The sequence below is a fragment of the Synechococcus sp. BA-124 BA4 genome (assembly GCF_034931165.1).
Genome location: NZ_JAYGIA010000056.1, coordinates 1 through 13,439, shown reverse-complemented (window position 1 = coordinate 13,439; position 13,439 = coordinate 1). Strand labels below are relative to the sequence as shown.

Below are 13,439 nucleotides of genomic sequence, written 5' to 3'. Positions count from 1 at the left end.
TGCCGCCCCGCTCGCTGACGATCGCCGGGGGGGGGATCAGCAGGGCATCCGGCTGCCGGCCCACGAGCACGCTGGCCGTGAGGTTCATGCCGGAGCGGAGCCTGGCGCGTGCCTGCTCACCCAGGGCGATCCTGACCTGGAAGCTGGTCACGTTGTCCTCCACCACCGCTTCCGGAGCCACCAGCCGCACCGTTCCCCGGAACACCTGGCGGGGGAAGGCATCCACCTGAAGATCCACCGCCTGGCCAGGTCTGATCGCCCCCACATCCACCTCCGCCACGTTGGCCACCGCCTCCAGCTGACTGGCCAGCGCCAGGATCGACGAGGAAGTGGCCGAACTGGTGGCGCTGGCCGAGGTGGTGGGCGTCACGAAGGCGCCCACATCGGCGTACTTCTGGGTGATCACCCCAGCGAAGGGGGCACGGATCACGGTGTCCTCCACCTGGGCCTGGATCGTGGCGAGATCACCCCGTGCCTGCTGCAGCTGGGCACGGGCCGCCGCGATGTCCTCGGCGCGGCTGCCGGCCCGGACGAGATCCAGGTGTGCCCGCAGGGCGCTCACCCGTGCCTCGCTGGCGAGAAACGCCGAGCGGCTGGCGTCGAAGGCCACACGGGCGATCGCTCCGGAGCCATAGAGCTGGAGATTGCTGCGATAGGTGGAGCCCACGGCGATCTGCTCGGCCACGGCCGCCTGCAGAGTGCGCCGGGCCTCCTCGATCTCCTGGGGCCGGTTGCCGGCCTGGAGCTTCTCGAGGTTCGCCAGCGCCGCCGCCACCGTTCCCTGGGCCCTGAGCAGGCTGCCCAGCAGGTTGCTGTCGTCCATCCGCGCCAGGACCTGTCCGGCGCTGACCCGATCCCCCTGATCCACGCTCAGCGCCGTGACCCGGCCGGGTTGCTTCGGACTGATGTTCACCGGCGTCGTGGGACGGATCGAGCCGGCGGCCGTGACCTTCAGGATCACGTCACGGCGCTCCACCGGCGCGGTCCGGGCGGCCAGGTCTGCCCGCCTGGCCCGGATCTGCCGCTGGTGCCAGACCAGCCAGCCACCGCCGGCCAGCCCCAGCGCCAGCAGCGCTGCCGCAGCGATCAGCCGGCGTGGGGGCGGCCAGCGCCACGCTGGCCGTTGGAGCTGATCAGCATCCGTAGCCGCGGAGGATCCCGGTACCGGCCATCGGCGCAGGCTGGTCGGCAGCATTCCGGAAGGCTTCGCGGCGGGTGAGAGCGACTCTGTCCCAACCATGGCTCCGATCTGCGCCTGTGGGATGACGCCGGCGTGTTCAGCTGTGAGCAGGTGTGAGTGGCCCCGCCGACTGCAGGGTCCATGGGGATCCTGCGGGGTGGTCGATCAGAGATAGAACCCCACCGTCGTCACCACCCGGGTCCCCTCCCGGCGCAGGGCATGGCGCAGGACGTAGGTGGACTGGTTGTGCAGCAGGTTCTCCCACCCGTGCCGGGTCACGAACACCGGCAGCACCACGGTGCAGAACTGGTCACCTCCGTTGCCGTGCTCGATCTCGAACTGGTGGATGAACGCTCTGACCGGATCGATCAGGGAGCGGTAGGGGGAGGGCAGGATCACCAGCTCCACGTCCGGCAGCTGGCGCTGCCATTGCTCCCGGAAAGACTCGGCGCGGCCGTCTCCGAGATCCACATGGACCGCCACCAGGCTGTCGGCGATGGTGCGCGCATAGCGCAGAGCCTCGAAGCTGCCGCGGTGCAACTGCCCCACCAGCAGCACCACCGGCGAGCCGCCCTCCCGGAGGGGTTCCGGCAGGTGGAGGCGCACCTCGGGAGCCAGGCGCAGGCGTCGTGCCACCTGGCGGTAGTGGGCCTTGATCGTGAGCAGCAGGGTCACCAGCAGCGGCACCGCCACCACGATCACCCAGGCGCCGAGGCGGAATTTGCTGTACAGCAGCACCGCGCAGACCACCCCCGTGACCAGAGAACCGAATCCATTGACCAGAGCCTTGCCGAGCCAGCCCTTCTGCCGCTCCTTCCACCAGTGCGCCACCATGCCCGCCTGGGAGAGGGTGAAGCTGGTGAACACCCCCACGGCATAGAGCGGGAGGAGGCGCGTGACGCTGCCCTCGAACACCAGCAGCAGCACCGTGGCGAATCCGCTCAGCAGGACGATGCCGTTGCTGAACACCAGACGGTCACCCAGGGAGGCCAGCTGCCGGGGCATGTAGCCGTCCTGGGCCAGGAAGGCCGAGAGGCGGGGGAAATCGGCATAGGCGGTGTTGGCCGCCAGCAGCAGGATCAGCAGGGTGCTCAGCTGCAGCACCGAGAGCAGCAGTCCATTCGCGAAGATGCGTTCCCCCAGCTGGTAGAGCAGCGTGGGACCGTTCTCCACATACACCAGGCCCAGCTGACTGGCCAGCACGCTGATGCCGCTGAACATCACCGCCAGCACGATCACCATGCCGGTGAGCACCCGGCGCGCATTGCGCCATTCCACCGGCTTGAACACCATCACGCTGTCGCTGATGGCCTCGATGCCCGTGAGGGCCGCGCAACCGGAACTGAAGGCACGCATCAGCAGCACCGGCCCCAGAACCGCCAGCTCACCCCCCTGAATCCGCGCCAGCTGCCCGGCCTGATCAGGCACGTCGAGAGGCGGCAGCAGGCCGAGCCGGAGCTTCACCAGCCCCAGCACCACAAGGGTGAGCACGAGGCCCATGAACAGGAAGGTGGGCAGGCTGAGCAGGCGCGCACTGGAGCGCACCCCGCGCAGATTCACGAGCATCAGCAGCGCCACCGCCAGCAGGCAGAGGGGAATCCGCTCCACAGCCAGCTGCGGCAGAAGGGAGGTGATCGCGGCGATGCCGGCCGCCACGCTCACCGACACGGTCAGCACGTAGTCGATGGCCAGGGAGGCCCCGGCCACCAGACCCGGCACCACCCCCAGGTTGTCGTGGGAGACCCGGTAGGAGCCTCCCCCATGGGGATAGGCCTTGATCGTCTGGCGGTAGCTGACCGCCACCACCAGCATCAGCGCCACGATCAGGCCGGTGATCGGCACGGTGAGGCTGAGGGCGGCGGCACCGGCCAGGCTCAGCACCAGCAGGATCTCCTGGCTGGCATAGGCCACCGAGGAGAGAGCGTCGGAGCTCAGGATCGCCAGGGCTTCGCCGTTACTGAGGCGCTCCTCGGCATGGGCGCTGGTGGGCAGGGGCTCACCGATCAACCAGCGGTGCAGACCTGAACGGCCCGTGCCGCCCGCGGATCCAGGGAACAAGGCCGGAGGAACCAGGTGAGGGAGTCAACCTAGGCAGCGATCCAGCGCAACTCCAACCGAGGGAAGAGGACCAGGGAATTCGCAGGTAGCGATGGTCCGACTAGAGATCGTTGATCACCACGGCCACCGCCACATCGCTCACATCCCCCTGAATCAGGTCGCTGATCGTGTTGGCGATCGGAGAGGGTCACCATCGGGGGGAGAGCCTGCTGGGCCGCCGTGATCGGGGCGTGGGGGTGGTCATGGAGCGGGAGCGGGGGATCCGGCCGGAATCGCCCCGGCCACCACCCGCCATTCGTGGAGCACCCAGCTGACACAACCGGAGCGGATGAGGGGATCGCCGCGCACGATCTCCTCGGCCTCCTGCCAGTCGTAGGCCTGGAACAGGAGCATGCCACCGGCACCGGCGCCGTTCATGCCCTTGCGATCCCGCCAGTACCCGCTGCTGGGCTGATGCCCGCGCCGTGCGAGATCGGCCACCCAATCGAGATGATCCTGAAGGTGACGGTCGAAATGGTCACGGTCCACCAGACCCTGCTCGAGCTTCACGAACCAGGCCATGGGCTCCAGGCCATGGGACACCTTCCAGGAAGGATCTCCAACCTAGGCCGACAGTCCAGGCGGGGACAGCCGCCCAGGGGGGCGAACCCGAGCAGAAATACTCCTTAGGGAAATCCACGCAGAACCCGCCGGAGCTGTTACATTTCGTTAGACGTTCCGAGGGGCGGGCTGTGGTAGGCCCTCCTCTTTTTTTTGGCCCTTCTCCAGTCCATGCCGGGTGGTGAACACCTGGGACGGACATCGTCAATCGGGGCGGCCTTGGCATCGAGGGGATGCACGAGCGCCACATGCACAACTTCACGCTCAATCTCGCCAGCGGCGCCACCACGCCGGTGGCACTCACGGCCCCATCATCCGCGTCTGGGATCGAGGCCATCGGTTCGTCGGCCTTTGACACCGACCCAGCCGCTCCCTTCCACCCCTCTGGCATCCCTGGCGGCTGGGCTTTCGACTTCAGGCCGGACGACCTGCGCGGGCTGGCGGCGTGCGCGGGCCGCCTGGACTCAGATGGCCTGCAGCTGATGCAGCTGATCCTCCAGACGCTTGCGCAGCCGGCCCTGCACGAGATTGCAGAGTTCATGGACCAGAGGATCCGCGACCTCATAGATCAGTCGTGTACCCTCACGCTCCGCCCGCACCAGGCCAGCGCGCTGCAACTGGCCGAGCTGTCGGCTGATGTGGGACTGACTGAAGCCCGTGACTTCGATCAGCGACGCCACATCCATGGGGCCGGCCCGTCTTCAGCTGGCAGAGCAGCTGAAGACGGGCCGGCTCACTCAGCAGACGAAAGAAATGACTGAGCTCTTCGAGAAGCCGGGGACTCGGCATGGTCCCGCCGGAGGGGACAGCCATGGCACTTGTTTATGTCTCTAGAGACATTATGCACCCTGTCCAGGCGCGGTGGATGGATCCAGCTCACGGCTATGTGGCTATGCTCATAGCAGCCAAGTCAGTCCTCCACCCCCGGGAGCCCATGGCCCAGTCTCTCTCCACCGATCCTCGCTCCGCCCCGGAGGCGGCCGCCATGCTCGCGGCCGCCTCCGGCGGATCCACTCTGCTTCTCCGGCAGCTGTTCGATGCCGACACCGGCACCTTCACGTATCTGCTCGCCGATGTGGCGAGCAGACAGGGTGTGCTGATCGACGCGGTCTTCGAGCAGCACGAGCGTGACCTCTCCCTGATCCAGGAGCTGGGGATCAAGCTGGTGGCCTGCCTCGACACCCATGCCCACGCCGATCACGTCACCGGCAGCTGGCTGATGCACGACGCCACCGGCTGCGCCATCGGCCTGGCGGCCGCCGCCCGCGCCGAGAACGTCACCCTGCCGCTCCACCACGGCGATCGGGTGCCATTCGGCGGACGCCACCTGGAGGTGCGTGCCACCCCGGGCCACACCAACGGCTGCCTCACTTTCGTGCTCGACGACCAGACGATGGCCTTCACCGGCGACGCGCTGCTGGTGCGGGGCTGCGGACGCTGCGACTTCCAGGACGGCAACCCCCACACCCTCTACCGCTCGATCACCGGGCAGATCTTCTCCCTGCCCGAAACCTGTCGGCTCTACCCCGGCCACGACTACAACGGGCGCACCGTGAGCTCGGTCGCGGAGGAGAAGGCCTACAACGCCCGCCTCGGCGGCGAGGCCGACGAGCGCGACTTCGTGGGCTACATGGAGAATCTCCAGCTCCCCCACCCCCGCAGGCTGGCCGAGGCCCTGCCCGCCAACCTGCGCAGCGGCAGGCCCCGGGGGGACACGGCCCCCGGCCCGGACGACTGGGCCCCGATCCAGCGCAGTTATGCCGGCCTGCCCCAGCTCGGGCCCCGCTGGGTGCGCGAGCACCAGGCTGATCTCACCCTCCTGGACGTGCGCTCGGCCGAGGAATTCAACGGACCTGACGGGCACATCCCCGGCAGCCTGCTGATTCCCCTGCCGGAGCTGGAGCAGCGGCAGGGCGAAATCCCCTCCGGCCGGCCGCTGGTGGTGCTCTGCCATTCCGGCAGCCGCTCGGCCCTGGCCACCCTGGAGCTGCTCAAGGCCGGTCGCCCGCATGTGGCCAATCTGCAGGGGGGTCTGCGCGCCTGGCAGCGGGACGGCCTGCCGCTGGACCACCCCACACCCACCCACTCCTGAGCTGTGCTCACCACAGGCACCCTGGCGCTGCTGGCCGCGGGAGGCGGCCTGATCGGCTTTCTGCTGGCGGTGCTCGGCGCCGGAGGATCGATCCTGCTGATGCCCCTGCTGATCAGCGGCGTGGCCCTGCCCACCCGGGAGGCGGTGCCCCTGTCGCTGCTGGTGGTTACCCTGCTGGCCCTGGGCAACGTGGGGCCTTACCTCCGTCGCCGCCAGGTGGCCTGGCGGCCGGCCCTGATCCTGGGTGTGCCGGCCCTGGCCGGCAGCTGGATCGGCGGAAGCCTGGTGAAGGCCGGCCTGATCCCTGAACCCGTCCAGCTGGCGGTGTTCGCCCTGGCGGCGCTGGTGGCCTCCTGGCTGCTGACCCGCCGCTCGACGCCGCGGGAGCCCCTGCCCCGGGCCGGCAGTGCAGGAGCGCCGATCAGCACCACGGTCTCCCTGGCCCTGCAGGGGGTGGTGGTGGGTCTGCTCACCGGCATCGCCGGCGTGGGAGGCGGGTTCGCGATCGTGCCGGCCCTGGTGCTGCTGGCCGGCCTGCCCATGCCCCTGGCCAGCGGCACCAGCCTGCTGCTGATCGCGGCCAACAGCCTGGTGGCCCTGACGGCGCAGGGCCACTGGCCTGCGACCAGCCTGCCGATGATGCTGCCGCTGCTGGCCGGCGGAGCCCTGGGGGGCCTGGTGGGTCAGTGGCTGGCACCGCATCTGCCGGAACGGCAGCTGCGGCGTGGCTTTGCGGCCCTGCTGATCGGCTCGGCCCTTCTCACCGGCGCGGAAGCCTGGAAGCGGCAGACGCCACCGGGAACGATGAAGCAGGCGGAGTCGGCACAACCCCCATCGCCGGCCATGTCGGTGCGCCACGACGCCGCATCAAGGCCTTGATCCGGCATGGACTTCAGATCCCGCTGGGCCGTCCCTGCAGACCCAGCAGCTGCCGGCGGGGATCAAAGAGCTCGTAGGCCAGGATCTTCACGCGGTCATTGAAGACGAAGAAGATCAGGCTGTACCCCCAGACGGCCAGGGCCAGGGGCCAGCCCAGGGGAGTCATGACCACGCCGTACACCGCCAGCAGCGTGGCGGCGACCTGGGTCACGAGCACCGCCGTGGTCAGGATCGTGGCCGGCCGCGACTGCCAGAAGGGTCCGCGGGTCCGCGCCACGAACACCGTCAGATGCCCGGCCACGGACAGCTTGAGGTACAGCAGGGTCTGGACCGTGTCCCGGCCGAGCTCGAGAAGATGCTCCGCGACATAGAGGAGGCCGAAGGACTCAGCCACCCCCAGAACCCCCAGCACGCTGGCCACGCCGAGGACCACCGGCATGTTCCAGCGCTCGGGCCGGAGGGAGAAGGATGCACGGTCATAGGCGATCGAGAGGATGGCGCCATCGTTGAGCAGGGCCAGCAGCACGATCATCACCGCCGTCACTGGATAGAAGTCGAAGACAAGAATCGACAGTGTCGTGAACAGCAGCACCCGGATCGTTTCCGCGATTCTGTAGATCGCATAGTGGTTCATTCGCTGAAAGATGCGGCGGCTTTCGCGCACCGCCTCGGCCACGATCGAGAGGCCTGGAGTCAGGAGCACGATGTCGGCCGCGGCCCGGGCGGCATCGGTCGCATTCGACACGGCGATGCCCGCATCCGCCTTCCTGAGCGCAGGGGCGTCATTGACCCCATCACCAGTCATGCCCACGAAATGTCCGCGCTGCTGGAGCACATCGACGATGTGATATTTGTTCTCTGGAAAGACCTGAGCAAAGCCATCCGCCTGCTCGATCGCCTCGCTCAGCTGGCCGCTGTGATGGGGCGGTGAGTCGAGCAACAGAGCCGAGTCCAGGATTCGCTGGCCCAGACCCAGCTGCCTGGCCATTTCCAGGGCGATGGCGTGCTGATCGCCGGTGATCATCTTCACCGACACTCCCAGCTGCTGGAGCTCGGCAATGGTGGTGGCGGAATCCGGCCGCGGTGGATCCAGCAGCGGCAGGATTCCCAGATAGTTCCAGTGTCCCGTGGCATCGGTACGCGCCACCCCGAGCGAGCGGAAACCGCGCCCGGCGAAGCTGAGGCTCACCGCCTCCACCTGCGCAGCCAGGGCAGGGTCACCCCCCACCAGGGCGAGGATCACCTGAGGGGCTCCCTTGCTGACCCGGAAGCACTCACCGGCGGCTGTTCTCAGGCTGGCTTCGGTGCGTTTGCCGACGGGATCGAAGGGGATGAACCGCTCGAGCGTGGCCTCTGGATTCAAGCCCTGCTCGGCAGCGGAGTTGAGGATCACCAGATCGATCGGATCCTGACTCTCCCAGCGGGAGGCCAGGGCAGCGGCTTCCAGGATCTGCGCGGCCGTGGAGGATCCGAAGCAGAACGGGGGACCCGTGCTGAGCTGGTTGCGGGTGAGGGTGCCGGTCTTGTCGGAGCAGAGCACATCGATGCCCGCCAGCTCCTCGATCGCGGCGAGCTTGCTGACGATCGCCTGCTTCCTGGCGAGCCTCTCCGCCCCCACGGCCATGGTGACCGAGAGCACGGCGGGCATGGCCACCGGGATGGAGGCCACGGTGAGCACGAGCGAGAACGTCAGGATCGTGATCAGGCTCTGATGCCGGAAGATCCCCACCATCAGGATCACCAGAACGAGGACCAGAGCCAGGGCGATCAGGTAATCGCCGATGTTCAGGACGGCCTGCTGAAAGTGGCTGACCGAACGGGTTCCCTGCACCAGCCGGGCCGTTGTGGCGAAGGAGGTGGCGGCACCGGTGGCATGGACCAGAGCGTCGGTTTCACCCCGTTTGACGATGGAGCCGGAGTAGAGGATGGATTCCGCCTGCTTCGCCACGGGCAACGATTCCCCGGTCAGGGCCGACTGGTCGACCTCGATCGCCTCAGCGCCGACCTGGAGCGCATCGGCGGGAACGATGTCACCGGAGCGCAGATGCAGGAGATCACCGGGCACCAGGTCCCGGGCGGGGATGGTGCTCCAGCGGCCATCCCGCTTCACCCGGGCCAGCAGGGCCAGCTGCGAGCGCAGGGCCTCGATGGCATGGCCGGCCTGGTGTTCCTCCCAGAAGCCCACCAGCGCATTCACCGCCAGAAGGGTGATGATGATGCCGAAATCGGTCCAGTCGCCCACGAGCGCCGAGAGCAGCGCCGCTGATTCGATCATCCAGGGGATGGGCCCCCAGAGGTGCTCCAGCAGCTGACTCCAGACGCTTCGAGCCGTTTCGGGGAGGGTGTTGGGTCCGTGGCGCTCGAGCCGCTGCCGGGCCTCCTCGCCGCTCAGTCCCTCCAGATCTGTCTGCAGACGCTGCTGCGCTTCAGCGAGGGTGGTCGGGGTGACGGCCATGGGCGTGCACCGGAGGCTCCCTCATGGATAGCCCTGGCGGGACGGCGGCGCTTCGGCACTCAGCAACGGTCCGCCGGCGAGGCGGCGAATCGCCACGATGCCGGGCCTCGGCGGGCGACCGGGAACGCCGGAGGGCCAGTTGGAGCCCAGGGGCACCCAGCGCCGCTGCTCGAACGCGCGGCCGTCACGGTCCACCAGTCGGTGAACCTGCCAGTCCCCGGCACTCCCCTGGCGGGTGCCATGGCGTTCGCCGGGATGCTGGACCGAGAGGAACAGGGTGTTGTCACCGGCATCGAAGCAGGGGCCGGTGAGCTCGCACTCGACCGGTCCGGTGGCGAAGCAGAAGGCTCCTCCAGCAGCGGCCCCCTGGCTGGGGAGCACCCAGCAGCTGTTGTTGCCGAAGACCTCGAGGTCGGCCGATCCACCGCCGCGGTCGGTCACCATCCAGAGGTTGCCCGAGCGGTCGACGGCCAGGTTGTCGGGACCCGAAAACCCCTGGCCCCCCTGCCAGGGGGCGCCGCCGGTGGCCAGCATCCGCCAACGGAAGGTCGTCGCGGCGGAGCCGTTTTCGTGCAGGACCATGATCCAGCCGTGGGGCCAGGCGGTCTCGCCGTTGGGGCCGTGAAACACCGCCGGATCGGCGCGGCCGCCGTCATCGGAGCCCGCGGCGGTGAAGGCCACCAGCAGATCGCCGCTGAGGGGATCGATCACCGTGTCTTCCGGTCTGGCGGCGGCGGTGGCGCCGATGGCGCTGGCGGCCAGGTGGGCATCGATCAGGATGGCGCCCAGGCGCTCCTCGCCCTCGCCGGGGTAGAGGTCGGCCAGGGTGGCGTAACGCCGGCAGTAGGCCTCCACCGCCTCGTCGCTGGCCAGGGCTTCGGCGCCTGGCTGGCCGCGGTCACCGTGGGGGAGCAGAGAGGGCTGCTGAAAGGCATAGGCCGCGTAGTGACTGGGCCGCTGCGGCTTCACGGGGGTGCTGGGATCGAGCGGAAGCCAGCGGCCTGTGCCATCGGGCTCGAAGCGGGCCGCCTCCAGGCGTCCGGCCTCGAGCAGGGCCGAATTGGCCGGATCGGCGGGATCAGCGATCAGCGCCTCGCTCACGAAGCGGTAGAGGTGTCCGCCGTGGCGATCGCAGCCGGAATAGACCACGAGCGGCTGACCCGCCTTGGCCCTCACGGCCACCGCCTCGTGACGGAAGCGGCCGAGGGCGGAATGTTTCACGGCGGGCCGCCCTGGCTGACGGGGATCGACCTCCACCATCCAGCCGTACTTGTTGCCCGACAGCGCGAAGGGATTGCCGAGCCCGTCCAGCTTCCTGCCATCGCAGCGAAACGGCTGCGTCGCGGGAGACGGAGACGTGCCATCGGCGTACACCGCCTCCACCACGTGGAACTGGATGTTTTCCTCGGCCGAGAGCACCGTGCCCCAGGGGGTCACCCCACCTGCGCAGTTGGCGAAGGTGCCGATGCTGCGATCAGCCAGTCCGTCGTCGTGGCCCAGGCGCTTCCCCAGGCGGAAGACGGCGGCGGCCGGTCCGCTGATGCGCAGCCGGCGGGATGGATCCTCCAACCCCTCAAGCCCCGTGAGGCGGCGGTCGTACGGTCCGATCCGGCGACGCCAGAGCCCCCCCGCCTCCTGCCGGAGCTCGATCACACCGATGCCCTGATCCTCGAGAGCGGCTCTCGCCACCGCACGCACCAGCTGAAGCAGAGGGTCATCCGGCGCCAGGGACGTCGCATCCACCGAGCCGCCGTGCGGTCTGAGCCCCTCGATCAGCTCCGCCCAGGGCAGGGCCATGCCGGTGGCCTCGCCATACCCCTCGCTCCAGCCCCTTGGACTGATGTACTCGAAATTGACCGTGAGCAACGCCCGCCCCTCTCCCAGCGGGGTGAACGCCAGGTGGTCATTGTTGAAGCCGAAGCGGCCATCGCCGAGCGGATCACCCCAGGCGGCCAGCAGATCGGCGCGGTAGCCGCGCGGCACCACCAGGCGATCTTCGAGCGAAACGCGCCGCAACTGACGCTGCTGCTCGGCAGCCGAGCGACCATCGCCCCACAGGGGCAGGGGCAACGGGACGGGCTCGAAAGGGATCTGTGCAGGGGAAGGCTGGAGCGCCGAGGCCGCGACGCGTGATTCCACCCGCGTGGCGAGGGATGCACCGGCGGCAAGACCGAGGAGGACGAACAGATCACGGCGGTGCATGGCTGGAGCCCGACCCGCAGCAGAGGTGACGAAGGCCAGGCCCCCACAGCTCTCACAGCAAGGGGGTGAGCGGCGGTGGCCCAGGACACCTCAGTGGCCGCAGCGCGCCGAATGATTCACCTGCGACTGGACGGAGCACACCAGGGTGGCCACCGCACCGGCCGGGAAGGGCACGGCATCGCCGGACTGGGTGCTGCTGGGAAGGGCATGGAGCCATTCCCGGCAGCAGGCCAGGGCTTCAAGCACGGCATTCTCCTGCTGAAGGGCATCCTGATCGCACCAGTGCGTGAGGCGGTCAGCGATGCTTCCCGCCTCGATGGGGCAGGACACAGTCAATTCCTCACACCCGGATGGGGAGGGCGCGAGGGACGACGGGCGAGTTGGTGGAGTGACCATGGCTCAACGGCAACGGAACCGTGGCGGACAACCGCCTCAAGACGCGATCAGTCGCGTGTGATCAGCCCCGCCAGGTGGGCAACCCATGGCGACCACGGTTGCGCCAGAGGGCTTCAGCACTCACGTGCAGGCCATGACGGGCCGCCAGGCTGGCGGCGGCATGGGTGGAACCGGTGTTCTTCAGCGCCTGGGCAAAGACCGGATCGTGGCTGGCCAGCCTCTGCAGGGCGTGGAGGTCATCGAGGCTCGTGTGAACGGTTCGCTCCGGAGCCATCAGGCCTGGAGCGGACGGAACAGCTTGCATCATCTCATCAATCTCCCGATCTCTTCCCCAAGCCTAAGCAGATAGCCACGGGCATTGATCAGTATTCGTACCTATCTTTACTTAAGCCGAATTCGCCTGACAGCCCGACAATCACGCACTTATTTTATCACAGTCATGACTCCTTTTTGAGCAAGCCGTTCATTCCTGATTGGCGAGATCCAACTCTCGAGATCAGATCCTCCAAGCCTCGGCGCACCAATCCCCGAGGCTCCGGTCGTCCTCGATGCCTTGGCAGTGGCCATGGATCTGGAGCATGCTGGAACCAGTGGTGCCGTTCCCTGAGATGACACGCGAGCGCGACCCTTTCCGAATTCCCAGAGCCGGCTGGGAGGCCGCCCCGCTGGCGGGGCTGGCGTCGATCGACCTCAACCAGAACGGCGGGGCCTTCACGGGACGGGAATTCTTCTCCGAGTCGACCGTGGGGGGCGTCCTCTGCTTTGCCGCCTATCAGGCCCTGCTCACGGCCCTGCGCACCGAAGCCCTGCGCAAGCGTGGTGAACTCGACCGCTTCACCCAGGTTCGTCTGGTGCTGAGCACGAGCCTGGAATCCGCGAAAACCGGCGTGGCCGTGGGCGCCGTGCTCTCCGTGGTGCTGCTGGTCTTTCCCTGGCTCACGGTTCCCCTCTCGCTACTGGGGGTGGTGGGCACGGCCAAGGCCTCCCTCGATCTCTTCCATGCCTTCTGGGACGGCCTCGACGACCAGCAGAAGCTGCAGGTCACCGTGGCCGCCCACGAGGCCGGCGTCAGCCTGAGCGATTTCTTCCGCAACGACGGCGAGGGCCTGGGTCGGACAGCTCTCGGGTGAGCGCAGAGTCACCCATGCCCTCTCGGACCGATGCGGTGCCGGGCGCCTGAGTGCAGACAGCCCGGATGTTCAGTCGTGCCTGACTGGCCCGGCGACTAGGGAGCCTCTGGGCAACGAGCCCTGAAAGAGGGTCCAAGGCTGCAATTTGCTCGGATTGAACAATTTTGGCGGATCTGAGGCTGACTTGGCCTGATTTCACCTTTTCGGGTGCCAAAATCTGCCCATGTTGGCTGATTCTTTCCCTCGATAGGCACACTAATCCTCTGATCATGTACTGCATAGCAACCTGCGACGTGCCATAAACAGGTTCGAGAGGGCTGCCAGCACATTCACTTTGCAGCGGTTCTTGAGCATTCCCCGCAGCCGGGTCTTCTGAAAGCCGAACTGCTGTTTGATCACCCGAAACGGATGCTCTCCTTTGGCGCGGATATGCGCTTTGGCAGTTTC

The 13,439-nt window shown here is 67.9% G+C and carries 12 protein-coding genes and 1 pseudogene; 4 read left to right on the top strand and 9 right to left on the bottom strand.

The annotated features are described in order from the left end of the window. The 3 genes from VB734_RS06480 to VB734_RS06470 all read right to left on the bottom strand — a co-directional run. Window positions 1–1,195, bottom strand: a 1,195-nt coding sequence (locus VB734_RS06480) for an HlyD family secretion protein (RefSeq protein ID WP_323243164.1), incomplete at its 3' end; no start/stop codon positions are given. 150 nt (window positions 1,196–1,345) lie between these two features. Continuing rightward, complete coding sequence (locus tag VB734_RS06475) at window positions 1,346–3,238, bottom strand: APC family permease (RefSeq protein ID WP_231594844.1); 1,893 nt, start codon at window positions 3,236–3,238, stop codon at window positions 1,346–1,348. A gap of 240 nt (window positions 3,239–3,478) precedes the next feature. Further along, entirely contained in the window at window positions 3,479–3,799 is a 321-nt protein-coding gene (locus tag VB734_RS06470) for a YciI family protein (RefSeq protein ID WP_197165647.1), read from the bottom strand. Between the two features lie 214 nt (window positions 3,800–4,013). On the opposite strand from VB734_RS06470, the pseudogene VB734_RS06465 reads away from it, so the two are divergent. Further along, window positions 4,014–4,152, top strand: a pseudogene (locus VB734_RS06465) (photosystem II q(b) protein); the annotation flags it as partial. Window positions 4,153–4,302: 150 nt separating this feature from the next. Here VB734_RS06465 and VB734_RS06460 read toward each other — a convergent pair. Next, the gene (locus tag VB734_RS06460) at window positions 4,303–4,524 is read right to left on the bottom strand and encodes an ArsR family transcriptional regulator (protein WP_231594845.1); all 222 of its coding nucleotides are present in this window, start codon (window positions 4,522–4,524) and stop codon (window positions 4,303–4,305) included. A gap of 248 nt (window positions 4,525–4,772) precedes the next feature. On the opposite strand from VB734_RS06460, the gene VB734_RS06455 reads away from it, so the two are divergent. After that, on the top strand, window positions 4,773–5,930 hold the full coding sequence (locus VB734_RS06455) for a rhodanese-like domain-containing protein (protein ID WP_231594846.1): 1,158 nt from the start codon (window positions 4,773–4,775) through the stop codon (window positions 5,928–5,930). Between the two features lie 3 nt (window positions 5,931–5,933). After that, window positions 5,934–6,809: a sulfite exporter TauE/SafE family protein gene (locus VB734_RS06450; RefSeq protein ID WP_197165649.1), complete on the top strand. Its 876-nt coding sequence runs from the start codon at window positions 5,934–5,936 to the stop codon at window positions 6,807–6,809. A gap of 13 nt (window positions 6,810–6,822) precedes the next feature. Here VB734_RS06450 and VB734_RS06445 read toward each other — a convergent pair whose 3' ends face one another. From VB734_RS06445 to VB734_RS06430, 4 genes are all read right to left on the bottom strand, one after another. Then, window positions 6,823–9,264, bottom strand: coding sequence for a plasma-membrane proton-efflux P-type ATPase (locus VB734_RS06445; protein ID WP_197165651.1), 2,442 nt, complete (start codon window positions 9,262–9,264; stop codon window positions 6,823–6,825). Window positions 9,265–9,285: 21 nt separating this feature from the next. Beyond that, window positions 9,286–11,466, bottom strand: coding sequence for a PhoX family protein (locus VB734_RS06440; protein WP_197165652.1), 2,181 nt, complete (start codon window positions 11,464–11,466; stop codon window positions 9,286–9,288). 90 nt (window positions 11,467–11,556) lie between these two features. Beyond that, complete coding sequence (locus VB734_RS06435; RefSeq protein ID WP_197165654.1) at window positions 11,557–11,802, bottom strand: hypothetical protein; 246 nt, start codon at window positions 11,800–11,802, stop codon at window positions 11,557–11,559. A gap of 121 nt (window positions 11,803–11,923) precedes the next feature. Then, window positions 11,924–12,166, bottom strand: a complete 243-nt coding sequence (locus VB734_RS06430; RefSeq protein ID WP_323243163.1) for a Nif11 family protein — start codon at window positions 12,164–12,166, stop codon at window positions 11,924–11,926. 304 nt (window positions 12,167–12,470) lie between these two features. On the opposite strand from VB734_RS06430, the gene VB734_RS06425 reads away from it, so the two are divergent. Next, a complete protein-coding gene (locus VB734_RS06425; RefSeq protein ID WP_197165657.1) occupies window positions 12,471–12,992 on the top strand; it encodes a hypothetical protein in 522 nt (173 codons plus the stop codon). A gap of 267 nt (window positions 12,993–13,259) precedes the next feature. Here the strand turns inward: VB734_RS06425 and VB734_RS06420 are convergent. Beyond that, on the bottom strand, window positions 13,260–13,439 hold a 180-nt coding region (locus VB734_RS06420), incomplete at its 5' end, for a transposase (protein ID WP_323243162.1).

Excerpts from the sequence above, each read along its gene's own strand:
- VB734_RS06425 (WP_197165657.1), top strand. The coding sequence starts at position 12,471 with ATGACACGCGAGCGCGACCCTTTCCGAATTCCCAGAGCCGGCTGGGAG.
- VB734_RS06430 (WP_323243163.1), bottom strand. The coding sequence starts at position 12,166 with ATGCAAGCTGTTCCGTCCGCTCCAGGCCTGATGGCTCCGGAGCGAACC.
- VB734_RS06455 (WP_231594846.1), top strand. The coding sequence starts at position 4,773 with ATGGCCCAGTCTCTCTCCACCGATCCTCGCTCCGCCCCGGAGGCGGCC.
- VB734_RS06445 (WP_197165651.1), bottom strand. The coding sequence starts at position 9,264 with ATGGCCGTCACCCCGACCACCCTCGCTGAAGCGCAGCAGCGTCTGCAG.
- VB734_RS06460 (WP_231594845.1), bottom strand. The coding sequence starts at position 4,524 with ATGGATGTGGCGTCGCTGATCGAAGTCACGGGCTTCAGTCAGTCCCAC.
- VB734_RS06470 (WP_197165647.1), bottom strand. The coding sequence starts at position 3,799 with ATGGCCTGGTTCGTGAAGCTCGAGCAGGGTCTGGTGGACCGTGACCAT.
- VB734_RS06440 (WP_197165652.1), bottom strand. The coding sequence starts at position 11,466 with ATGCACCGCCGTGATCTGTTCGTCCTCCTCGGTCTTGCCGCCGGTGCA.